The organism is Streptomyces azureus (genome assembly GCF_001270025.1).
In the GTDB taxonomy this organism is placed as follows: Bacteria; Actinomycetota; Actinomycetes; order Streptomycetales; family Streptomycetaceae; genus Streptomyces; species Streptomyces azureus.
The window spans coordinates 1-22,836 of sequence record NZ_DF968315.1; the positions used below are offsets into that span (position 1 = coordinate 1).

The following is a 22,836-nucleotide window of genomic DNA, read 5'->3' on the forward strand; positions in this document are numbered from 1 at the left end:
GCGCGAGCCAGTTGTTGAGCAGGTTCGCGGCCACCAGGACGGCGAGGACACAGAACATCCGCATGGTGTCTCCAGCATCCCGCTATCCGCTCCGTCAGCCCGAGTATCGCCCAGCGGGGGCTTCCGCCGCCGAGTCATCGTCCGCCGGCCCACGCCCGATCACCTGCGTGGCGGTCTCCCGCACCACTCGCCGCAGCCACTGGTGGGCGGGGTCACCGTCGACACGGGGATGCCATGCGATGCCGTAGGGGAAGGGCAGGAGTTCTTCCGGGGGTGCGGCGACGCGGTAGGCCGGGTCGTCGGCGTATGCGAGAACGGCGCGGCGCGGGAGGGTGGCGATGAGTTCAGTGCCCGGCACCGCGGTCACCGCCGCGGAGAAGTAGGGCACGCGCAGACCCACGGGACGGCGCAGTCCGTATTCGTCGAGTCGGCGCTCGACCATGGCCTGGCCCTCGGCGAAGAGCTTGACGACGACGTGCGGGTAGGCGATGAAGTCGTCCATGGTCAACGGGTCCCCGGCCACGGGATGGTCGCGGGACATCAGGCACGCGAATTCCTCTTCGAACAACGTCTCCCAGCGCAGCGCACGCGGTGCCACGACACCGGAGAAGACCAGGTCCGCGCGGCCCTGCTCCACATCGGCGAAGGAGTGGTCGCTCACCGGTGCGACAGTCAGCGACATACCCGGAGCCTCGCGGAAGAAGCGCGGGAAGAGGGCCGGACCGAACAGCGAGGTGGCGAAGTCGGTGCAGTGAACGCGGAAGTGGCGGTTCGCCGTCGAGGGGTCGAAGGCATCCCCGCGCAGCAGCGCTTCCAGGCGGGGAAGGAGTTCGGCGAGCTCCGACTGGATCTGCAATCCACGGGGGGTCGGTTCGTACCCGCCCCGCGTGCGCACCATGAGTTCGTCGCCGAACGTCTCCCTGAGCCGAAGCAGGACGCGACTCATCGCCGACTGACTCAGGTGGAAACGATCGGCGGCCCGCGTGACGTGCCTCTCCTCGAGCAGCACCGCGAGCGCTTGGAGGAGATTCAAATCCGCGTTCCGCAAGTGCGACATGGCACAGAGCGTATGACGCCTCCATGCAGGCTACGCATAAAGAGCCCTGCTTTCGGACCTCATCATGCGTTCAACACATCGCGAGTATGCACTCTTTGCGTTGGACGACTGCCTTCCCACCGCGTCAGGCTCGCTTCCAACTCGCCCACTCCGGGTACACAAGGAGTAACTCATCCATGTCCCAACACAGCAGGCGCAGCGTACTGAAATCCGGGGGCGTCGCGGCGGCCGCGGTCATGGCTCCCCTCCCAGGGGCCGACCCGGCCACGGCGCAGCCCGCGGTCGCACCAGCGGAACAGCCCCGAACGGCCGGCAACCTCAAGCTGGACATCAACGGCGCCCAGCACCGGCTCCCGGCAGTCGAGGCCCGCGTCACCCTGCTCGACGCGCTGCGTGAGCACGCCGGCCTCACCGGCACCAAGAAGGGCTGCGACCGGGGGGAGTGCGGGGCCTGCACGGTGCTCGTCGACGGTCGGCGCGTCAAGTCGTGCCTGACACTGGCCATGATGGAGGAAGGCCGCTCCATCACCACCATCGAAGGACTTGCCCAGGGGGCGCAACTGCACCCGGTGCAGGAGGCGTTCGTCCGCCGGGACGCCTTCCAGTGCGGCATCTGCACACCCGGACAGATCATGTCCGCGGTGGCGTGCATCGAGGAAGGCCACGCCGACTCCGAGGAGGAGATCCGGGAGTGGATGAGCGGCAACCTGTGCCGGTGCAGCTGTTACCCGAACATCGTCGACGCCGTGGCCGACGCGGCGAAGGCGGTGCGGCGATGAGGGACTTCGCCTACGCGCGCGCGGACCGGGCCGCCGAGGCCGTACGGCTCGTCGCCCGCAGCGCCGATGCCACGTTCGTCGCCGGCGGCACGGACCTGCTGAACCTGATGAAGGACGGCGCCGAGGACCACGACCTGGTGGTCGACATCAACCGCCTGCCGCTCCACGGCATCGAGGAGTCAAGGGGCAGATTGCGCATCGGCGCATTGGCCAGAATGGCGGACGTGGCCTTGCACCCGGTGGTCCGCAAGCGACTGCCCGTGCTGTCCCAGGCGCTGCTCGCCGGAGCCTCCCCGCAGGTCCGCAACAGGGCCTCGATCGGCGGCAACCTGCTCCAGCGCACCCGCTGCTGGTACTTCCGCGGGCAGGGCTTCGCCTGCAACAAGCGCGAGCCGGGGTCCGGCTGTGCCGCGCTGGAGGGCCGCAACCGTTGGCACGCGATCCTCGGCGGCAGCGACCACTGCATCGCCGTTCACCCTTCCGATCTCGCGGTCGCCCTGCGTGTCCTGGACGCCACGATTCACACGCTCGGCCCGGACGGCGCGCGGACCATCGCCATGGCCGACTTCCACCGGGCGCCCGAGGACACTCCGCACATCGAGAACACCCTGCGGCACGGTGAGCTGATCACCGCGGTCGAGGTGCCGTTGCCGGCCCCGGGAAGCCGCCAGCGCTACCTGAAGGTGCGCGACCGGGCCGGCTTCGAGTTCGCGGTCGTGTCCGTCGCCGCCGTGCTGCGGATGAACGGCCGAACCGTCGAGGAGGCCCGCCTCGCCTTCGGCGGTGTCGCCACCCGCCCCTGGCGCTCCGCCGAGGCCGAAGCCGCCCTGCGCGGCCGGGCGCTGACCGAGCAGAGCATCGCGGCGGCCGGACGCGTGCTCGTCCGGGGCGCCCGGCCGCGAGAGGACAACGCGTTCAAGGTCGAGCTGGTGCAGCGCGCGCTCCAGGACGTGCTCGGCCGTTACACCGGAGGTTCCCGATGAGCACCGACGTCGTCGGCCGCCCGCTGTCCCGTGTCGAGTCCCGGCTCAAGGTGACAGGCGCAGCCGAGTACACCGCTGATGTGAAGCTGCCCCGTCTGGCCCACGCGTTCATGGCGATGAGCACCGTCGCCCGCGGCCGGATCACCCGGATCGACACCCGGGCCGCCGAAGCGGTGCGCGGCGTGATCGCCGTCTACACCCACGAGACGATGCCGCGTCTGACGCAGCCCACCTACCGTACGTTCTTCAAGTCGTTCATTCCCGTCCAGACTCCGGAGATCCACCACGCGGGCCAGCCCATCGCCTTCGTGGTCGCGCAGACCCTGGAACAGGCACAGCGGGCGGCGGAACTGATCGAGGCCGACTACGAGGAATCGGGCGCACCCCAGGGCGAGTTGGCCCAGGGCGAGGTGTTCCTGCCGCCTGTCGGGCCGGACGGCCCCAACACCTTCCGGCGCGGCGACGCGGCGGCCGGCATGGCCCAGGCGGACGTCCGGGTCAAGGCCGAGTACACGATCCCCATGCACCACCACAACCCGATCGAGCCCCATGCCACCACGGCCGCATGGGAGGGGCCGAAGGTGACGGTGTACGAGACCACACAGGGAGTGGACGGCACCCGGCAGGTCGTCAGCCAGGCCCTGGAGGTCCCGCTCGCCGACGTCCGGGTCATCTCCCGTTACCTCGGCGGCGGCTTCGGCACCAAGGGCCCCGTCTGGCCGCACACCGTACTGACCTGCGCCGCCGCCCGTGCGCTCGGCCGCCCGGTCAAGCTCGTCCTGTCCCGCGCGCAGATGTTCACCTCCAACGGCCACCGCGCCCAGACCCACCAGACGATCGAGCTCGGCGCCCGCAACGACGGCCGTGTCACCGCGCTGAACCACGTCATCACCCAGCAGATCACCCGCAACGACATCGCACTGTTCAACAGCAGCGAACCGATCCGCATGCTGTACGACATCCCCAACCTGTCCAACGAGCAGCGCGCCGTACGCCTGGATCTGCCTACCCAGAGCTTCATGCGCTCTCCGGAAGCGTGCACCAGCCACGCCCAGGAGGCGGCCCTCGACGAACTCGCCTACGCCCTGGGCATGGACCCGGTCGAACTGCGCAAGCGCAACTGGAGCGCGCGGAACATGGAGAACGGCCAGGAGTGGGGCAGCAATCACCTCCGTGAGTGCTACGACCGCGCGGCGACGATGTTCGGCTGGTCCCGGCGCGAGGCGCGACCCCGCTCGATGCGCGACGGCGCCGAACTCGTCGGCTGGGGCATGGCCACCTCCGCGCACACCGCCGGCGGCAGGCCCGGTGCGGGTGCCCGGATGACTCTCGGCACCGACGGCAAGGTACTCATCCAGGTCGCCACTCAGGACAACGGCACAGGCACGTACACGATCATGACGCAGATCGCCGGCGAAGTGCTCGGCGTGCCGGTCTCCGACGTGACCTTCGAACTCGGCGACAGCGCCTTCCCCTTCAGCTTCGCCTCCGGCGCCTCCACCACCGCACCCGGCGTCGGCAGCGCTGTCAACCGGGTGTGCACCGCCGCCCGCAAGGCCGTCATCGACATGGCCGTGACCCAGCCCGGCTCCCCGCTGCGCGGCGTCCCCGCCGGGCGCGTGGACACCGCCGACGGCCATCTCTTCGACACCGCCGACCCCCGCGTCCGGGTGAGTCATCGCTCGGTGGTCGGGCACGGCGGCAAGCCCCTGACCTTCCAGGTCGAACCCGTCAACACCCCACTCGGCTACTCGACCGGCGCCGTCTTCGCCGAAGTCCGCGTCGACCCGCTGCTCGGCCGGGTCCGGGTGACCCGCGTGGCCGGCTGCTACGACCCGGGCACCGTCCTCAACCGCAAGACCGCTCGCAGTCAGGTCCTCGGCGGTGTGATCTGGGGCATCGGTTTCACGCTCTTCGAGCACACCCTCGTCGATCCCGCGACGGCGAGGATCGTCAACCCGAACCTCTCCGGCTACCTGATGCCGGTCAACGCCGACATCCCCGACATCCAGGTGCAGTTCATCGACGAACCCGACCCGGCCAGCGACGCCCTGGGCGCCCGCGGCTTCGGCGAGACCCCCATGACCGGGGTCACCGCCGCCATCGCCAACGCCGTCTTCCACGCCACCGGCAAGCGTGTGCGCGACCTGCCCCTCACCCAGGACAAGCTGCTGTGACCGGCCACGACGACGTCTGGGACGCACTGTACGAGGCATGGTCGTCCGGCGAGCGCTCCGGTCTGGCGACGGTGGTGCGCACCTTCGGCTCCGCTCCGCGCCCGGCAGGGTCAGCCATGGCCCTCACCCCCCAGGGGCGCGTCGTGGGCTCCGTGTCCGGCGGCTGCGTCGAGAGCGACGTCCTCGAACGGACCCGTGAAGCCATTTTGAACGGAACCCCCCAGCAGGCGTCCTACGGAATCAGCGATGACGACGCTTTCGCCGTCGGCCTCACCTGCGGCGGCACTCTGGAGATCTTCGTCGAGCCCGTCGACCTCCGCACCTTCCCCGAGCTGGCCAAGGTGATGGTATCCGTGCGGGCCGGCACCCCCATAGCCGTCGCCACCGTGCTCGACCATCCGCGTCCGGAGGCCGTCGGCACACATGTGGCCCTGCGCGCCCACGACCACCACGGCAGCCTGCGCCCGCCGCACACCCCACCGGACCTGATGGACGACGCACGGGCACTGCTGCGCAACGGTGACAACGCGCTGTTGAGCTACGACACCGAGGGCATCCGCATCTTCGTACGCTCGCTGACGCCGCCCCCGCGGATGCTGCTGTTCGGCGCCGGAGTCTTCGCCACAGCCCTCACCTCGATCGGACGGACGCTGGGCTACCAGGTCACCGTGTGCGATGCCCGCCAGGTGTTCACCACAGCCGATCGCTTCCCGGACGCCGACGAAGTCGTGGTGGCCCGGCCCGACGAGTATCTGGCCGAAGAGGCGGCGGCCGGGAGGGTGGACGCGCGGTCGGTGATCGTGTCCTTCAGCCATGACCCGAAGTTCGACATCCCGCTGCTGGAGACCGCACTGGGACTGGATGTCGAGTATGTGGGCGCGCTGGGTTCGCGTCGCACTCATCAACGCCGCACCGCGGCCCTGCGCGAGGCCGGCGTCACCTCGCCCGCTCTGGCGCGGCTGTCCTCCCCGGTAGGGCTCGACCTCGGCGGGCGTTCCGCCGCGGAGACCGCCGTATCCATCGCTGCCGAGATCATCGCCACCCGGCACGGCGGCCGCGGAGTGCGCCTGTCCGACCGCGGCGGCCCGGTCCACGCCGTGCGGGCAGCCGGGTGATCGGCGGTCCGGACGCACATCGCCGTCGGTTTTGGGTTCTGTGTGTGTGGAATATCGCGAGGAGGCGATGAGCGCCGCGTCGGTTCCGCGGAGGGGGCCCGTGACCAGGAGGGTCCGGCGCCTACCTGGGCGCCCATTGTGCTTGGTCAGAGGGGGCAGCGTCGGTCTGCCTCGCACAGGACCGTCGACGTAAAGGAACACCGAGGTCAGGTATGCAGTTCACGACTCGCCCCACCCTGAGGGGCACCTTCGGCATGGTGTCCTCCACCCACTGGCTCGCCTCGCAGTCGGCGATGGCCGTCCTGGAGGACGGCGGCAACGCCTACGACGCGGCCGTGGCGGGCGCGTTCGTGCTGCATGTCGTCGAGCCGCACCTCAACGGCCCGGCCGGCGAGGTGCCGATCCTGCTCGCCCCGGGCGGCGGCGAGGTACGGGTGCTGTGCGGGCAGGGCGTCGCACCGGCCGGGGCGACTGTCGCCCACTACCGGGGCCTCGGCCTCGACCTCGTCCCCGGCACCGGGCCGCTCGCCGCCGCCGTGCCGGGTGCGTTCGACGCCTGGATGGTGCTGCTGCGCGACCACGGCACCAAGTCCCTCGCCGACGTCCTGAAGTACGCCGTCGGGTACGCCGAGCACGGGCACGCGCCCGTGGAACGCGTCGGTGAGACAGTCGAGACCGTGCGCGAGCTGTTCGAGACGGAATGGACCTCGTCGGCGGAGGCCTACCTGCCCGGCGGGAAGGCCCCGCGCCCCGGCGAACTGCTGCGCAACCCCGCGCTCGCCGCCACCTGGAAGCGCCTGCTCGCCGAGACCGCCGGAGCGGGGGGCCGGGAGGCGCGGATCGAGGCCGCGCGGGAGGTGTGGCGCTCCGGCTTCATAGCCGAGGCCCTGGTACGGCAGGCCGGGCAGCCCACCATGGACACCAGCGGCGAACGCCATACCGGCACCCTCACGGCCGCCGACCTCGCCGCATGGTCCGCCACCTACGAGACACCGGTGTCGTACGACTGGAACGGCTGGACCGTGTGCAAGCCGGGCCCCTGGAGCCAGGGCCCGGTCCTCCTCCAGCAGCTCGCCCTCCTCCCGCCCGAGCTGCCCCGGTACGGCTCGGCCGACTACGTCCACCTGCTGGTCGAGGGCTGCAAACTCGCCATGGCCGACCGGGAGGCCTGGTACGGGGACGCCGCCGACGTGCCGCTCGACGACTTGCTGTCCGACGGGTACAACACGGCCCGCCGCGCCCTCGTCGGTGAGAAGGCGAGCCACGACCTGCGGCCCGGCAGCCCCGGCGGACGCACCCCGCGACTGTGCGCGCACGCGCGCGTGGCGGCCGCCGCCCAGGAGGGCTTCGACGCCCTGGGCGTCGGTGAGCCGACGGTCGCCAAGAGCCCCACGTCCCCCGTGCCGGGCGAACCGGAGGTCACCGCCGACGGGACCACCCGCGGCGACACCTGCCACCTCGACGTCGTCGACCGCTGGGGCAACATGATCTCGGCCACCCCCAGCGGCGGCTGGCTCCAGTCCAACCCCGTCGTGCCCGAACTCGGCTTCCCGCTCGGCACCCGGCTCCAGATGGCCTGGCTGGAAGAGGGCCTGCCGAACTCCCTCACCCCGGGACGCCGCCCCCGCACCACCCTCACGCCCTCGATCGCCCTGCGCGAGGGCGTGCCCGTCATGGCGTTCGGCACACCGGGCGGGGACCAGCAGGATCAGTGGCAGCTGCATTTCCTCCTGGCGGTCGCGCTGCGCGCGCAGGTGCGCGGCGGCCTGGACCTCCAGGGCGCGATCGACGCCCCGAACTGGCACAACGACAGCTTCCCCGGCTCCTTCTACCCGCGCGGCATGCGCCCGGGGAGCGTCACCGTGGAGTCCCGCACGGACCCGGCCGTCGTCGAGGAGCTGCGGCGGCGCGGCCACGAGGTGACCGTCGGCGGCCCCTGGTCGGAAGGCCGGCTGTGCGCGGTCGCGCGGGACCCGGAGACGGGCGTCCTTTCGGCGGCGGCGAACCCGCGCGGCATGCAGGGCTACGCGGTCGGGCGGTGATCCCGCCGCGTGCCCCTGGCTGTGGATCCCGTACGGACACGTCGCTGTTCATCGTGATGCCACCCGGAGTGCACCCGGCGGGTGGGGATTGTCAGTGCCGCGTGTTGTGATGGAGGGGTGATCGACAGCACCGAAACCATCGAAGAGTTTCTCGCACAGCACGCCTCCGACGTCGAGGAGGAGATTCGCAGGGCGGCCGCCGCCGAGATCATGCCGCGCTGGCGCCGGCTCGCCGCACACGAGGTCGACCAGAAGGCCGGCCCGCACGACCTGGTCACCGACGCCGACCGCAAGGCCGAGCTGTACCTGACCGAGGCACTGGTCGCCCTGCTGCCCGGCTCGGTCGTGGTCGGCGAGGAGGCGGTCCACGCGAACCCGGCGTCCTACGAGGCGCTGCGCGGCGAGGCCCCGGTCTGGATCGTCGACCCGGTCGACGGGACACGGCAGTTCGTGCACGGCGAGCCGGGCTTCTGCACCCTGGTCGCCCTGGCTCACGGCGGCACCCTGCTCGCCTCCTGGACCTACGCCGCCGCCAGTGACCGGCTCGCCACCGCCCAGCGGGGCAAGGGCGCCTACCTCGACGGACAGCGGCTGTTCGCCGGTGTGCCCGAGCCCGGCCGGGACCTCCGCGTGGCCACCTCCCACCCGGACTACACGACGGACGAGCAGAAGCACGCCCTGCTCGGCCTGCGCACCGACGGTGTGGCACCGCGCTCGTGCGGCTCGGCCGGACTGGAGTACCTCGCCATCGCACAGGGGGAGTCCGACGCCACTGCCTTCTCGTGGGAAGCCGCATGGGATCACGCGGCAGGTCTGCTCCTGGTCGAGGAGGCGGGCGGCGCCCACCTGACCCTCGCGGGCGAGCCCTTCCGCATCACGGGCGGCAACGCCCTGCCCTTCACCGCGGCCCGCGACGCGGCCACCGCCCGCCGGGTGGTGGCACTGCTGGCGGGCGGAGCCTGACCGTCACGGACCGTGCACGTCCTGTCGCCCAGGTGGCACTCCGGCCGTCCTTCCCGCGCGAAACCACCCGCGGCCGGTGACTGTCAGTCCCCGGGCCTATCCTGATCCTCAGTGGCCGTCGGCTGACGAAGGGGTCCGAAGGTGCCGTCGATGCTCGATGCCGTCGTAGTGGGTGCGGGGCCGAACGGACTGACCGCGGCCGTGGAGCTGGCCCGCCGCGGCTTCTCCGTCGCCGTTTTCGAGGCCCAGGGCACGGTGGGCGGCGGCGCCCGCACCGAGGAGCTCACCCTGCCGGGCTTCCGGCACGACCCGTGCTCCGCGGCGCACCCGCTCGCCATCAACTCACCCGCGTTCCGCGCCCTGCCGCTCCAGCGCTACGGCCTGGAATGGCTGCACGCCGAGCTCCCCATGGCGCACCCCTTCCCGGACGGCTCGGCGGCCGTACTGGCCCGGTCGGTGGGCGAGACGGCCGCCTCCTTCGGGCCGCGCGACGCCGGGGCGTACCGCAGGCTCATCGAGCCCTTCCTGCCCAGGTGGGACGCGTTGGTCCGCGACTTCATGTCCCTGCCGCTCACCGCGCTGCCCCGCGACCCGGTCACCCTCGCCCGTTTCGGCCTGGTCGGTCTGCCCCCGTCGACCCTCCTGATGCGCCGTTTCCGCGACGAACCGGCCAGGACGCTGTTCGCCGGGCTCGTCGCGCATGTCATGGCACCGCTCGGCGGCTTCGCCACCAGCGCCATCGGCCTGGTCTTCGCCCTCGCCGCACACGCCCGCGGCTGGCCCGTCGCCCGCGGCGGCTCCCAGGCCATCTCCGACGCCCTCGCCGCCTACCTGCGCGACCTCGGCGGCAGCGTCCACACCGACTACGAGGTCAAGCGCCTCGACGACCTGCCGCCGGCCCGCGCGTACGTCTTCGACACCTCACCCACCGCCCTGGCCCGCATCGCCGGCTTCGGCAACCACTACGCGGACTACCGCTACGGACCGGGCGCCTTCAAGATCGACTACGCGCTGGACGGCCCCGTGCCGTGGACCGCGAAGGAGGCCCGCGTCGCCGGCACGGTGCAGATCGGCGCCAACCGCGCGGAGATCGGCACGGCCCTGCGCGCGGCGTCCCGGGAGGGCCGGGCCCCCGACAAACCGTTCCTGATCACGGTCCAGCCGAGCGTCGTCGACCCCACCCGGGCCCCGGCGGGCAAGCACGTCTTCTGGGCCTACGGCCACGTCCCGCATGGCTGGACCGGCGACCTCACCGACGCCGTCGAGCGCCAACTGGAGCGTTTCGCCCCGGGATTCCGCGACCGCGTCCTGGCCCGCGCCACCGCGGGCCCGCCCCAACTCGCCGCCCGCAACGCCAACTACGTCGGCGGCGACATCGCCTCCGGCGCGGTCTCCGGCCTCCAGATCCTGCTGCGCCCCAAACCGACCCTGTTCCCGTACCACACCCCCCACCCGGCCGTCTTCATCTGCTCGTCGGCGACTCCTCCGGGCCCCGGCGTGCACGGCATGTCGGGGCACAACGCGGCGAAGGCCGTCTGGAAGCGACTGAGGCAGACATGACGACCATCGAACTCGTCCAGGGCGACATCACACGCCAGAGCGTCGACGCCATCGTCAACGCGGCCAACTCCTCGCTGCTGGGCGGGGGAGGGGTCGACGGAGCGATCCACCGGCGCGGCGGCCCCGCGATCCTGAAGGAGTGCCGGAAGCTGCGCGTCTCTCGGTACGGCAAGGGCCTGCCCACCGGCCAGGCGGTCGCCACCACCGCGGGCGACCTGGACGCCCGGTGGGTGATCCACACGGTCGGCCCCGTCTTCAGCGCGACCGAGGACCGCTCCGCCCTCCTCGCCTCCTGCTACCGCGAGTCCCTCCGCGTCGCCGATGAACTCGGCGCCCGGACCGTCGCCTTCCCGGCGATCTCCACCGGCGTCTACCGCTATCCGATGGGGGACGCCGCGCGCATCGCGGTGGACACGGTGCGCGCGGCGCGGACGGACGTCGAGGAGGTCAGGTTCGTGCTCTTCGACGAGCGGGCGTACGAGGCGTTCGCCCGACAACTGAGCTGACGCGAACAGCCCACGGACAACCCGTGAGGTACACGCTCAGGTGCGGGCAGGACATGTCCGGCCCTGCTTGCACTGCCGGCGCGGCGCCAGCGCGAGGTGCGGCCAGCCGTTGATGTCGCGCCGCATCTGGCGGTCGTGGGTCGCCATGACGACGGCCGCGTCCGTGCTGTGCAGCGCTTCCGTGAGCTCGTCGACCAGGGCGATGGACAGGTGGTTGGTGGGCTCGTCCAGCAGCAGGACGTGCGGGCGGGCGGCCAGCGCCAAGGCCAGGTCCAGGCGCCGTTGCTGACCCATCGACAGCTCGGCCACCGGCTTGCCGGCGTCGCGTGAGGTGAGCAGACCCAGCGAGCCGAGCCCCACGACCTCGCCCTCCTCCAGCACGCCCGCCGTGACCAGGTGCGCGGTGTGGGCCTCGTAGAGGTCACGGGCCCGCCGGTGGGTCGCCCGTGGCGACTCCTGCCCGAGCAGATGCAGCCGCACCTCGCGGGCCCGGTGCACCCGGCCCGTGTCCGGGACGAGCTTCCCGGCCAGGACGGACAGGAGCGTGGACTTGCCCGCGCCGTTCGGGCCGGTGACGGCCAGTCTGTCGCCGGACGTCACCGACAGGCTCGTCGAGTGGTGCAGCCGCCCGCCGGCCGTCACCTCCTCCGCCCGCAGCAGGACGACGCCCGGCCGGGCGGGCAGGCCGGGCATCGAGAAACGCCGCGGCGGCACCGGCGCGGTGACCTGGTGCCGGTCCAGGTCGTCCTGGCGCCGGTGGACGGAGCGCACCAGGGCACCGGCGCGGGTGGCGCGTTGGTGCCTGCCGGTGCCCTTGGGCGGTCGCCAGCCGGTGCTCAGCCGGTTCTGCGCCTCCGACAGGGCCTGCTGGAGGCGGACGTGTTCGGTCTGCTGCTGCTCGTACTCCTCCTCCCAGCGCACCAGTTCGGCCTCGCGGCCCTCCCGGTAGCCGGCGTAGCCACCGCCGTACACGCCCGGCCGGCCGTCGCGGGTCGGGTCGAGGTCGAGGATCGTGGTGGCCACGTCCGCGAGCAGCGCCCGGTCGTGGCTGACCACCACGACACCGCCGCCGTGGGCGCGCAGCCTGGCGGTGAGGTACTCCAGCCCCGCCAGGCCCAGGTGGTTGGTGGGCTCGTCCAGGAGCAGGAAATCGTGCTCGGCGCCCAGCAGGCAGGCCAGCCGGATCCGGTAGCGATGGCCGACCGACAGCGTGGCCAGGGGACGGGTGCGGTCGCTGACCGCACCGAGGCCGTCCAGGGCCACGTCCACCCGGCGGTCGGCGTCCCAGGCGTCGAGCGCCTGCGCCGCCTCCAGGGCGTCGGCATAGGCCTGTTCGGCACCGGGACGTTCCGCCGCGAGGGCTTCCGCGGCGGCGTCCAGATCGCGCAGTGCGGTGCGGGCGTCGGCCAGGTACTCGTCGATGAAGCCGCCGACCGTGCGCTCGTCCTCGGCCGGCATCTCCTGCTCGGCCAGGGCGAGGGCGCCCACGCGGTGCACGGTCCCCTCGTCCGGGGTCAGCAGGCCGGCCAGGACGTGCAACAGGGTCGACTTGCCGCGTCCGTTCTCGCCGACGACACCCCAGCGCGATCCGGGGGAGACCCTCGTCTCGACGTCGTGCAGCACGGTGCGGCCACCGCGGTCGACGCGGACGCGGGCGCAGGTCAGCTGGGCCCGGTCGCGGGCAGGCAGGGCAAGGGTGGTCACGTTCTCTTCCTCCGTGAGGAGGCACACTTCACCCCCGGTTCGGGCGGGGATGCGAGCGGGCCTTCAGATCCGACGGACGGCCGGCCCGGAACAGGGCGGGCCGTGGGCGACGTCGCGGCTCCCGGCGCCTCGGCCCGTGTTCGTCAGGGCATGCGAGGGGCGGAGCCAGTGGCCCGGATCAGAGGTAGAGAACGTAACTCACGCGAATACGCTAACAGTTGTGGCCGCGCGCTCAGAGACGGGTGCGGACCAGCAGGAGCGCGACGTCGTCGTCGGGCTCCGGGCTCAGCGCGCTGAGGAGGCTGTCACTGGTCCGTTGCAGGCTGGGTCCCGCGTTCCCCAGGAGGCGGGTCAGCGTGGTGAGGCCGGTGTCGATCGGCTCCCCCCGCTTCTCGACCAGCCCGTCGGTGTACAGGGCGAGCAGGGAGCCCGGCGCGAGCTCCAGTTCCACGGTGCCGAACTCCACGCCGCCCACCCCCAGCGGCACGCCGCCGGGCACCTCGACGAGTCTCGCGGCGCCGTCCGCCCCGGCGAGCACGGGCGGCAGATGACCGGCGCTGGACAGCGAGCAGATGCCGGCCCGCAGATCGCACACCGCGTACACGCACGTGGCGATCGCGTCGCCGAGCGAGCCGGCGATGTCGTCGAGGTGCCGCAGCAGCTCGGCGGGCGGCAGGTCCAGCCGGGCCAGCGCTCGCGTCGCCGTGCTCAGCTGCCCCATGATCGCCGCGGCCTGGACGCCCTTGCCCATGACGTCGCCCACCACGAGCCCGGTGCGGCCCGGGCCCAGCGGCAGCACGTCGTACCAGTCGCCGCCGACCTCGCTGAGGGCCGGGCGGTAGCGGGCGGCGATGTCGAGGCCCTCCCGCTCGGCGGGCGTGGTCGGGAGCAGACTGCGCTGGAGCGTCAGGGCGGTGCCGCGTTCCCGGCCGTAGAGGCGGGCGTTGTCGATGCAGATCGCGGCGCGCGCGGCGAGCTCCGAGGCGAGCGTCTGGTCCCGGTCGTCGAAGGGGCGTTCGTCGACCGTGCGGTACAGGGTGAGGGTGCCGAGCACCTTGCCCCGGGCCATCAGCGGCACCGCCATATAGGAGTGCGCTCCGGCCTCGCGCAGGGTCTGGGCGGCCCGCGCGTCCCGGGCGATGCGCCGCATCATCTTCGAATCCACGCGCTCGACCAGGACCGGGCGGGCCCTGCGGACGCACTGCGTGATGATCCGCGACGAGGCGTAGGTGGCCAGCTCGCCGACCGGGTCGGCGGCGTGGATGGCGTCGGTCGGGTAGCCCGCCGCGACGGCCAGTGCCCGGAACTCGGCGGGCGCGCCGCCCGACACCGGCACGATCGTGCCGTGGGCCACGACGGACTCCAGGACGTCCACGGCGGCCAGGTCCGCGAGGTGCGACACCACCACGTCGGCCAGCTCCCGGGCGGTCTGCTGAAGGTCCAGCGTCGTGCCGATCCGCACGCCGGCGTCGGCGATCACCGACAGGTGCTGGCGTGCCTGCGCGACCTCGGCCGCGGCCTGCTGGCGCTCGGTGACGTCCAGCACGGCCATCGCGAGACCGAGCACCCGGCCGTCGGTGCCCTCGATGCGGTGATACGACTCCGAGTAGGCGCGGTCGTGTTCGTCCGCCGCCGTGCGGCCGATGGTCTGCTGGTCGAGCAGCGGTCTGCCGGTCTTCAGGACGTGCCGCATCCGGGCCTCGATGGCCTCGACGTCCAGACCCGGCAGCACCTCGCCGATCCTGCGGCCCAGCAGGGCCTCCTCGGGCACGCCGTTTATCCGCTCCAGCGCGGGGTTGACCCCGACCCAGCGCAGGTCGTTGTCGAAGACGGCGATGCCGAGCGGGGTCTGGGTGACGAGGCTGTGCGAGAGAGCGAGGTCCCGCTCCACCTGCCGTACCATCGTCGCGTCCGTGGCGAGTCCCAGCAGGTGGGGCTGCCCCTCGCTGTCGAGAAGCCGCATCGTGCGGAACTCCACGGCGCGTTCCGTGCCGTCGCGGTGCCGCAGCGGGAAGACACCGGCCCAGCGGTTCCCCGACCTGACCTGGGCGAACAGCTCCCTGCCCCGGGAGCGGTTCTCGGGCGCGACCAGGAGCGTGTCGGCGCGCTGCCGCAGGGCCTCCTCGGCGGTGTAGCCGAGCAGCTGCTCGATCTCGGGGCTCCACAGCGCGATGTGCCCGCCGCCGTCCAGGACCACGGCCGCGACCTTCAGCAGATCCAGCAGCCCACCGGGCGCGGCCGGGACGGCGTCGCGATCCGAAGTCGCATACCCGTTCATGCGAGCCGCTCCTTCCGGCGCGGCAAAAGGTCCGGCCAAGATCTGTTGCGCAGGCTGTCGATGAGGTCACATTACGGTCGGAGGAGCGGCACTGTCGCGCCGAAATGACAAACGATCGCGGGTCGGTACGCGGGCAGAGGGAGCGGGAATCTTGGCTGACTGGACGCTGCGGGAGAGCCTGGCCACCACGTCGGGGACGGTGCGCTGGGACCGGCTCGGGGATCCCGGCGGCGACCCGGTCGTGCTGCTGCACGGAACGCCCTTCTCCTCGTACGTGTGGCACGAGACCGCCCCCGCGCTCGCCGCCGCCGGGCACCACGTGCACGTGTGGGACATGGCGGGCTACGGCACCTCCGACATGTACCCGGACCAGGACGTCTCGCTGGGGGCCCAGGGCCGGATCTTCACCGAGCTGCTCGCGCACTGGGGCCTGGACGAGCCGTCCGTCGTCGCGCACGACTTCGGCGGGTGCGTGGCGCTGCGCGCCCATCTGCTGCACGGCGCCCGCTACCGGCGGCTCGCCCTGGTCGACCCGGTGGCCCTGGAACCCTGGGGCTCCCCCTTCTTCCGGCTGGTCGGCGAGCACAGCCACGTCTTCGAGCAGCTCCCGGCCGCACTGCACGAGGCCCTGGTGCGCGAGTACGTCACGTCCGCGAGCCACGTCGGCCTGCGGCCCGCCGCGCTGGACGCGCTCGTGCGGCCGTGGACGGGGGAGCGGGGCCAGGCCGCCTTCTACCGGCAGATCGCGCAGGCCGACCAGAGCTACACCGACGAGATCCAGCCGTTGTATCCCACGATCGACCTGCCGGTGACGGTCTGCTGGGGCACCGAGGACACCTGGATCCCCTTCGCCAAGGGGCAGGAGCTGGCCGCCCTGATCCCGGGCGCGCGGCTGGTGCCCGTCCCGGAGTCCGGCCACCTCGTCCCGCTGGACGCACCCGCCCGGCTGACGAGCGAGGGGCTCACCTTCCTCGGGGCCTGAGGGCGCCGAAACCCTCGGGGCCTGAGGGCGCCGAACGCCGGAGAACCATCAGGACCGCACAAAGTCCGACAGGGTCATTGCTTCGATTGTGTTCGAGTCCTAGGGTGTGCCTGCTCAGCAGTTGCTCCGTCACCGTCAGTTGCACCTGTCCCAACAGAAACGCCCATCACGGCAGTTGGGGATCACATCTGACGTGCCCTCAGTCCGTGCAGCACCCTGTCGAACCGAGGAAGGCCACGGTCATGCCGCACCCGCTCTCGTCCCCCGCCGACCGCCCCGTCGTCAGCCGTCGCCGTCTGCTCGAAGGGGGCGCCGCCGTGCTCGGCGCGCTCGCCCTGTCCGCGTCACCCGTCGCGGCGCACGCGGCCGGCCGGCGCCCGGCGGCCGACGGCCCTCCGGAGTGGAACGACGGCCTGGCCGTGTACCGCGTGGGCACCGAGCCGCCGCACACCACGCTGATGCCGTACGCCGACCTCGGGCAGGCCCTGGCCGGTGACCGCGAGCGCTCGCCGTACCGGCTGAGCCTCGACGGCAAGTGGAAGTTCGCCTACGCCGACCGCCCCGACGACCGGGACACCGACTTCTACCGCACCGACGTCGACGACTCCGGCTGGGACACCATCCCCGTCCCCTCGGCCTGGCAGCTGCACGGCTACGACTTCCCGATCTACGTCAACATCACCTACCCCTGGTGGGGCCCCAACGGCGGCGGGGAGGACGCCCAGCCGCCGGCCGCCCCGACCCGCTACAACCCCGTCGGCCAGTACCGCCGTACGTTCACCGTGCCCAGGAACTGGTCGGGCCGGCGCACCTTCCTGCACTTCGAGGGCGTCAAGTCCGCCCACTACGTGTGGATCAACGGCGAGCTGGTCGGCTACCACGAGGACTCCTACACCCCCGCCGAGTACGACATCACCCGCCACCTCAAGCCGGGCACCAATCACATCGCCGTCGAGGTGTACCGCTACTCGGACGCCGAGTGGCTGGAGGACCAGGACATGATCCGGCTGAGCGGCATCTTCCGCTCGGTCCACCTGTACTCCACGCCGAACGTGCACCTGCGCGACTTCAAACTGGACACCCCGCTCGGCGACGACTACACCTCGGCCGAACTCAAGGTCACCGCGCACGTCCGCGACTACGGCGGCAAGGGCGCGGGCCGCTACACCGTCGAGACCCAGCTGTACGACGCGCGCGGCCACGCCGTCTGGTCGCGGCCCCTGAACCAGCCGGTCGACGTCCCGGACGGCGACGAGGCCACCGCCGAGGCGTCCAGAGCCGTCCCCTCGCCGAAGCTCTGGTCGGCCGAGCACCCGAACCTCTACACCGCCGTGCTGCGGCTGCGCGACCCGTCCGGCAAGGTGGTCGAGACCCTCTCGCACCGGGTCGGCTTCCGCGAGTTCGCGCTCAAGGACGGCCTGATGCGCATCAACGGCAAGCCGGTCTCCTTCCGCGGCACCAACCGGCACGAGATGCACCCGGTCACCGGCTCGGCGCTCACCCGGGCGCAGATGATCGAGGACATCGAGATCATCAAGCGGCTCAACATCAACAGCGTCCGCACCTCGCACTACCCCAACAACCCGCTGTGGCTGGAACTCGCCGACGAGTACGGCCTGTACCTCGTGGACGAGACCAACCTCGAAACCCACGGCATCCGCGACGAGTTCCCCGGCAGCGGCCACCCCGAGTGGACCGAGGCGTGCGTGGTCCGCGCCCAGAACATGGTGCACCGCGACAAGAACCACGCCTCGGTGGTCATCTGGTCCCTCGGCAACGAGGCGGGCGGCGGCACGACGTTCAACGCCATGTACGACTGGATCCGCTCCTACGACCCCACCCGCGTCATCCAGTACGAGGGCGACGACCGCCCCGGGATCAGCGACATCCGCTCGGAGATGTACGACAGCCCGCAGCGGGTCGAGCAGCGCGCCAAGGACACCAGCGACACCCGGCCGTACGTGATGATCGAGTACTCCCACGGGATGGGGAACTCCAACGGCAACTTCAAGAAGTACTGGGACATAGTCCGCCGCTACGACGTCCTCCAGGGCGGCTGGATCTGGGACTTCGCCGACCAGGCCCTGAGCTGGCCGGCCCCGACCCGCAAACTCCTGACCGAGTCCGGCCCGGGCGCACTGCGCGGCGAGGTCATCGCACCCGCCGCCGGCTTCGACCGCGCGAAGGGCGTCTCCGGCGGCACCGTCTTCCCCCGAGACGCCCGCCTCGACCTCACCGGCTCCCTCACGCTGGAGGCCTGGGTCACCCCGCACGTGACCGGCGGCCACCAGCCCCTCCTCGCCAAGGGCGACACCCAGTACGCCCTCAAACAGACCGACAAGAACCTGGAGTTCTTCATCCACGGCGGCGGCCAGTGGGTCACCGCGAGCTGGGCGCTGCCGGACGGCTGGACGGGCAAGGAGCACCACGTCGCCGGTGTCTTCGACGCGGACGCGGGGACGCTCACCCTGTACGTCGACGGCCAGGTGCGCGGCACCCGGACCACCACCCGGCGACCTAGCCCCAACACCGCCTCCCTGACGCTCGCCACCGACGTCGACAACCCGACCCGGGAGTTCAGCGGCACCATCCGGCGAGCCCGCGTGTACGCCCGCGCGCTGAGCGCCGCGGAGCTGGCCTCGGACGGCCGCGGCCCGGGCGACGAGGGCGTGCGCTTCTGGTTCGACGCCGCCACCGTCGGCTTCACCGAGCAGCGCCCGCGTGACAAGACGTTCTACGCCTACGGCGGCGACTGGGGGGACAATCCCAACGACGGCGCCTTCGCCGGTGACGGCATCATCACCGCCGACCGCGGCCTCACGGGCAAGTCCGCCGAGGTCAAGCAGATCTACCAGGCGATCAACGCGGCCCCGGCCCCCGGAGGCGGCCTCGGTGCCGTCACCCTCACCAACGAGTACCTCTTCACCAACCTCCGCGAGTTCGAAGGCCGTTGGTCCCTCGTCGCCGACGGCAAGGTCGTCCAGCGCGGTCGGCTGACCCGCGACCAGCTGGATCTCGCCCCGCTGACCAGCAAGGACATCAAGGTGCCGGTGCGCCTGCCGGCGAAGCCCGAACCGGGCACGGAGTACTTCCTCCAGCTCTCCTTCACGACCAAGGAGTCCGCCAAGTGGGCGAAGGCGGGCTTCGAGGTGGCCAAGCAGCAGCTCGCCCTCGACACGGACAGCCCGGCCGTGACCCCGCTGCCGCTGCGTAGCGTCCCCGCCCTGCGGTACACCGACCGGGACGAGGACGTCACGGTCCGGGGCAAGGGCTTCTCGGTCACCGTCGACAAGAGCACCGGCACCATCACGTCGTACGAGGCCGGCGGCACCCGGCTCGTCACCTCCGGCCCCGTCCCGAATTTCTGGCGGGCGCCCACCGACAACGACCGGGGCAACGGCCACCACACCCGCAATCAGACCTGGCGCGACGCCGGAGCGAAACGGAAGGTGGCGGACGTACGGGTCAGGCCGCTGGACGACCGGGCCGTCGAGGTCACGGTCACCGGCACGCTGCCCACCAGCGCGGAGTCCACGTACAGCACCAGGTACACGGTCTTCGGCAACGGCGAGATCAAGGTCGACAACACCCTGCGCCCGGGAGCGCCGAACCTGCCGTACATCCCCGAGGTCGGCACCCTGCTGTTCCTGCCCCGCCGCCTGGACCGGCTGCACTACTACGGCCGGGGCCCGGAGGAGAACATGTGGGACCGCAACAACGCCACCGACGTGGGCCTGTACTCCGGCACCGTCTCCGGGCAGTGGACCCCCTACCTGCGCCCCCAGGAGAACGGCAACAAGACCGACGTCCGCTGGGCCGCGCTGACGGACGGCAGCGGACGAGGACTGCTCGTCTCCGGTGAGCCGCTGCTGGAGGTCAACGCCTCGCACTTCACCCCCGAGGACCTGTCGGTCGGGGCCCGCCACGACTACCAGCTCACCCCGCGGGACGCGGTGGTCCTCCGGGTCAACCACCGCCAGACGGGCGTGGGCGGCGACAACAGCTGGGGCGCCCACCCCCACGACGAGTTCAAGCTCTTCGCCAACCGCGACTACGCGTACACCTACCGGCTGCGTCCGCTGACGCGCGTGAGCGAGGCGATGGCGGCTTCGCGACGGCCGACGGCCACCGAGTAGGACGTAGACGGCCATCGAAGGGAACGAAACGGTGTGACAGCGGCGCCGCCTCAGTCGGCGGCGTCGCTGATGCCCAGGCGCAGGTGCTCCACGTGGTAGACGGCCTGGTCGAGCAGCTCGGCGACATGGTGGTCGTGCAGTGCGTAGACGACCGAACGGCCCTGCCGCTCGCCCACCACCAGGCCCAGGTTGCGCAGCAGCCGCAGCTGGTGCGAGCAGGCCGACTGCTCCATGCCCACCTCGGCGGCCAACTCGGTGGCCGGCAGCGGGCCTTCCCGCAGCCGTGCCAGGATCAGCAGGCGGGAGGGTGTGGACAGGGCCTGAAGCGTGGTGGCGACCTTCGCGACGTTGTCCGCGTCCAGACGTACGCGCTCGGTGGCGTCCTGCGCGGGAATGACGGCTCCATGACCCATGACGTCATCGTACCGGTCACACGCGAACACATGAATGAATCTTCATCTATCCTGTCTCGTCGGTCTCCCCGGGGCGCCGTCGAACAGACAGGTCGATGTCGGATTCTCGCCAGACCCGCCCCGTCCCGTGCCCGATGCTGGACGCATGCAGATGGGGATGCACACCGACACCGAGCGCTGCGTGCGCGCCGTCCAGTCCAAGGACGCGCGGTTCGACGGATGGTTCTTCACGGCCGTCCTGACGACCCGCATCTACTGCCGTCCCAGTTGCCCGGTCGTGCCGCCCAAGCCGAAGAACATGGTCTTCCACCCGAGCGCGGCCTCCTGCCAGCAGGCCGGGTTCCGGGCCTGCAAGCGCTGCCGGCCCGACACCAGCCCGGGCTCCCCGGAGTGGAACCAGCGCGCCGACCTGGTGGCCCGCGCCATGCGGCTGATCGCCGACGGCGTCGTGGACCGCGAGGGCGTGCCCGGCCTCGCCGCCCGGCTCGGCTACAGCACCCGGCAGGTCGAGCGCCAGCTGCTCGCCGAACTGGGCGCGGGGCCGCTCGCTCTCGCCCGCGCCCAGCGCGCCCAGACGGCCCGGCTGCTCATCGAGACGACGGCCCTGCCGATGGCGCAGATCGCCTTCGCCGCAGGCTTCGCCTCGATCCGCACCTTCAACGACACCGTCCGCGAGATCTTCGGCCTGTCCCCGAGCGAGCTGCGCGCCCGCGCCCCGAAGCGGCAGGGCGCGAGCACCCCCGGCGCGCTGTCCCTGCGGCTGCCGTTCCGCGCCCCGCTCAACCCCGACAACCTCTTCGGCCACCTCGCCGCCACGGCCGTACCCGGCGTGGAGGAGTGGCGCGACGGCTCCTACCGGCGCACGCTGCGGCTGCCGTACGGCCACGGCATCGTGGCTCTCACTCCCACCCCCGACCACATCGCCTGCCGCCTCACCCTCAGCGACCTGCGCGATCTGACCGTCGCCATCAGCCGCTGCCGCCGCCTGCTCGACCTGGACGCCGACCCGGTCGCGATCGACGAGCAGCTGCGCACGGACCCGGTCCTGGCGCCCCTGGTCGACAAGGCGCCCGGCCGGAGAGTCCCGCGCACGGTGGACGAGGCCGAGTTCGCCGTCCGGGCCGTGCTCGGCCAGCAGGTCTCCACCGCCGCCGCCCGCACCCACGCCGCCCGCCTGGTCACCGCGCACGGCGAACCGGTCGACGACCCCGAGGGTGGCCTCACCCACCTCTTCCCGGCCCCCGAGGCCCTCGCGGCGCTGGAGCCCGAGACACTGGCGATGCCCCGCACCCGTCGCACGACCTTCACCACCCTGGTCCGCCAACTCGCCGACGGCGACCTCCGCCTGGGGGTGGAGAGCGACTGGCCGAAGACCCGCGACCGGCTCCTCGCGCTGCCCGGCTTCGGCCCCTGGACGGCCGACGTCATCGCCATGCGCGCCCTCGGCGACCCCGACGCCTTCCTCCCCACCGACCTCGGCATCCGCCGCGCCGCCCGGGAACTCGGCCTGCCCTCCACGCCCGCCGCGCTCACCGCCCGCGCGGCGGCCTGGCGCCCCTGGCGTGCCTACGCCGTCCAGTACCTCTGGGCGACCGACAGCCACCCGATCAACTTCCTACCGGTATAGGGACGTCCATGAAGCGCCACACCGTGACCGACAGCCCCTACGGCCCCCTCACCCTCGTCGCCGACGACGGCGTCCTGTGCGGCCTCTACATGACCGACCAGCGCCACCGCCCGCCGGAGGAGACCTTCGGCGCCCGCGACGACACCCTGTTCGCGGAGACGGAGGAACAGCTGAAGGCCTACTTCGCGGGCGAGCTGAAGGAGTTCACCGTCGAACTCCGCCTGACCGGCACGCCGTTCCAGCGCGGCGTCTGGGACCAGCTGCGCCGCATCCCGTACGGCGAGACCCGCACCTACGGCGAACTCGCCGAGGCCCTCGGCACCCCGGCCGCCTCGCGCGCGGTCGGCCTCGCCAACGGCCGCAACCCCGTCGGCATCATCGTCCCTTGCCACCGCGTCATCGGCGCGAACGGGAGCCTGACGGGGTACGGAGGCGGGCTGGAGCGCAAGCAGCGTCTGCTGGACTTCGAGCGGGGGGCCGCACTCTTCTAGGCCCACGGTTGGTCAAAATTGAC

Annotated in this window: 16 protein-coding genes; 12 read left to right on the plus strand and 4 right to left on the minus strand. The window is 71.9% G+C overall.

Annotation, left to right across the window (positions count from 1 at the left end; genetic code table 11):
- Positions 1-94: 94 nt before the first annotated feature.
- Positions 95-1,057: a LysR family transcriptional regulator gene (locus tag AOQ53_RS22300; protein ID WP_063888938.1), complete on the minus strand. Its 963-nt coding sequence runs from the start codon at positions 1,055-1,057 to the stop codon at positions 95-97.
- A gap of 176 nt (positions 1,058-1,233) precedes the next feature.
- On the opposite strand from AOQ53_RS22300, the gene AOQ53_RS22305 reads away from it, so the two are divergent.
- The 8 genes from AOQ53_RS22305 (at position 1,234) to AOQ53_RS22340 (ending at position 11,182) form a co-directional block, all read left to right on the plus strand.
- On the plus strand, positions 1,234-1,836 hold the full coding sequence (locus tag AOQ53_RS22305; RefSeq protein ID WP_059419854.1) for a (2Fe-2S)-binding protein: 603 nt from the start codon (positions 1,234-1,236) through the stop codon (positions 1,834-1,836).
- Entirely contained in the window at positions 1,833-2,819 is a 987-nt protein-coding gene (locus AOQ53_RS22310) for an FAD binding domain-containing protein (RefSeq protein WP_059419855.1), read from the plus strand. The genes AOQ53_RS22305 and AOQ53_RS22310 overlap by 4 nt, the downstream gene beginning before the upstream one ends.
- Entirely contained in the window at positions 2,816-4,996 is a 2,181-nt protein-coding gene (locus tag AOQ53_RS22315; RefSeq protein WP_059419857.1) for a xanthine dehydrogenase family protein molybdopterin-binding subunit, read from the plus strand. The genes AOQ53_RS22310 and AOQ53_RS22315 overlap by 4 nt, the downstream gene beginning before the upstream one ends.
- A complete protein-coding gene (locus AOQ53_RS22320) occupies positions 4,993-6,111 on the plus strand; it encodes an XdhC family protein (protein WP_059419858.1) in 1,119 nt (372 codons plus the stop codon). The genes AOQ53_RS22315 and AOQ53_RS22320 overlap by 4 nt, the downstream gene beginning before the upstream one ends.
- 212 nt (positions 6,112-6,323) lie before the next feature.
- A complete protein-coding gene (locus tag AOQ53_RS22325; protein ID WP_059419860.1) occupies positions 6,324-8,153 on the plus strand; it encodes a gamma-glutamyltransferase family protein in 1,830 nt (609 codons plus the stop codon).
- Positions 8,154-8,270: 117 nt separating this feature from the next.
- On the plus strand, positions 8,271-9,116 hold the full coding sequence (locus AOQ53_RS22330; protein ID WP_059419861.1) for an inositol monophosphatase family protein: 846 nt from the start codon (positions 8,271-8,273) through the stop codon (positions 9,114-9,116).
- A 150-nt stretch (positions 9,117-9,266) separates the two neighbouring features.
- The gene (locus AOQ53_RS22335; RefSeq protein WP_059419862.1) at positions 9,267-10,676 is read left to right on the plus strand and encodes a phytoene desaturase family protein; all 1,410 of its coding nucleotides are present in this window, start codon (positions 9,267-9,269) and stop codon (positions 10,674-10,676) included.
- Positions 10,673-11,182 (plus strand): O-acetyl-ADP-ribose deacetylase, encoded by a 510-nt coding sequence (locus AOQ53_RS22340; RefSeq protein WP_059419864.1) that lies wholly within the window; start codon positions 10,673-10,675, stop codon positions 11,180-11,182. Before AOQ53_RS22335 ends, AOQ53_RS22340 begins: the two co-directional genes overlap by 4 nt.
- A 36-nt stretch (positions 11,183-11,218) precedes the next feature.
- Here AOQ53_RS22340 and AOQ53_RS22345 read toward each other — a convergent pair whose 3' ends face one another.
- A complete protein-coding gene (locus AOQ53_RS22345; RefSeq protein ID WP_059419865.1) occupies positions 11,219-12,886 on the minus strand; it encodes an ATP-binding cassette domain-containing protein in 1,668 nt (555 codons plus the stop codon).
- A gap of 232 nt (positions 12,887-13,118) precedes the next feature.
- Positions 13,119-15,164: a SpoIIE family protein phosphatase gene (locus tag AOQ53_RS22350; protein ID WP_059419866.1), complete on the minus strand. Its 2,046-nt coding sequence runs from the start codon at positions 15,162-15,164 to the stop codon at positions 13,119-13,121.
- Between the two features lie 151 nt (positions 15,165-15,315).
- Here AOQ53_RS22350 and AOQ53_RS22355 point away from each other — a divergent pair, with 151 nt between their 5' ends.
- Both AOQ53_RS22355 and AOQ53_RS22360 read left to right on the plus strand, forming a co-directional pair.
- Entirely contained in the window at positions 15,316-16,146 is an 831-nt protein-coding gene (locus AOQ53_RS22355; RefSeq protein WP_059419867.1) for an alpha/beta fold hydrolase, read from the plus strand.
- 242 nt (positions 16,147-16,388) lie between these two features.
- Entirely contained in the window at positions 16,389-20,282 is a 3,894-nt protein-coding gene (locus tag AOQ53_RS22360) for a glycoside hydrolase family 2 TIM barrel-domain containing protein (RefSeq protein ID WP_059419869.1), read from the plus strand.
- A 50-nt stretch (positions 20,283-20,332) separates the two neighbouring features.
- Here the strand turns inward: AOQ53_RS22360 and AOQ53_RS22365 are convergent, their stop codons facing one another.
- Positions 20,333-20,695: an ArsR/SmtB family transcription factor gene (locus AOQ53_RS22365; RefSeq protein WP_020274584.1), complete on the minus strand. Its 363-nt coding sequence runs from the start codon at positions 20,693-20,695 to the stop codon at positions 20,333-20,335.
- Positions 20,696-20,840: 145 nt separating this feature from the next.
- Between AOQ53_RS22365 and AOQ53_RS22370 the strand changes: the two genes are divergently transcribed.
- Both AOQ53_RS22370 and AOQ53_RS22375 read left to right on the plus strand, forming a co-directional pair.
- Complete coding sequence (locus AOQ53_RS22370) at positions 20,841-22,322, plus strand: AlkA N-terminal domain-containing protein (RefSeq protein ID WP_330219363.1); 1,482 nt, start codon at positions 20,841-20,843, stop codon at positions 22,320-22,322.
- 8 nt (positions 22,323-22,330) lie between these two features.
- Complete coding sequence (locus AOQ53_RS22375; RefSeq protein ID WP_059419871.1) at positions 22,331-22,813, plus strand: methylated-DNA--[protein]-cysteine S-methyltransferase; 483 nt, start codon at positions 22,331-22,333, stop codon at positions 22,811-22,813.
- Positions 22,814-22,836 lie beyond the last annotated feature (23 nt).

Excerpts from the sequence above, each read along its gene's own strand:
- AOQ53_RS22300 (WP_063888938.1), bottom strand. The coding sequence starts at position 1,057 with ATGTCGCACTTGCGGAACGCGGATTTGAATCTCCTCCAAGCGCTCGCG.
- AOQ53_RS22305 (WP_059419854.1), top strand. The coding sequence starts at position 1,234 with ATGTCCCAACACAGCAGGCGCAGCGTACTGAAATCCGGGGGCGTCGCG.
- AOQ53_RS22310 (WP_059419855.1), top strand. The coding sequence starts at position 1,833 with ATGAGGGACTTCGCCTACGCGCGCGCGGACCGGGCCGCCGAGGCCGTA.
- AOQ53_RS22315 (WP_059419857.1), top strand. The coding sequence starts at position 2,816 with ATGAGCACCGACGTCGTCGGCCGCCCGCTGTCCCGTGTCGAGTCCCGG.
- AOQ53_RS22325 (WP_059419860.1), top strand. The coding sequence starts at position 6,324 with ATGCAGTTCACGACTCGCCCCACCCTGAGGGGCACCTTCGGCATGGTG.
- AOQ53_RS22335 (WP_059419862.1), top strand. The coding sequence starts at position 9,267 with ATGCTCGATGCCGTCGTAGTGGGTGCGGGGCCGAACGGACTGACCGCG.
- AOQ53_RS22340 (WP_059419864.1), top strand. The coding sequence starts at position 10,673 with ATGACGACCATCGAACTCGTCCAGGGCGACATCACACGCCAGAGCGTC.
- AOQ53_RS22350 (WP_059419866.1), bottom strand. The coding sequence starts at position 15,164 with ATGAACGGGTATGCGACTTCGGATCGCGACGCCGTCCCGGCCGCGCCC.
- AOQ53_RS22360 (WP_059419869.1), top strand. The coding sequence starts at position 16,389 with ATGCCGCACCCGCTCTCGTCCCCCGCCGACCGCCCCGTCGTCAGCCGT.
- AOQ53_RS22365 (WP_020274584.1), bottom strand. The coding sequence starts at position 20,695 with ATGGGTCATGGAGCCGTCATTCCCGCGCAGGACGCCACCGAGCGCGTA.
- AOQ53_RS22370 (WP_330219363.1), top strand. The coding sequence starts at position 20,841 with ATGCAGATGGGGATGCACACCGACACCGAGCGCTGCGTGCGCGCCGTC.
- AOQ53_RS22375 (WP_059419871.1), top strand. The coding sequence starts at position 22,331 with ATGAAGCGCCACACCGTGACCGACAGCCCCTACGGCCCCCTCACCCTC.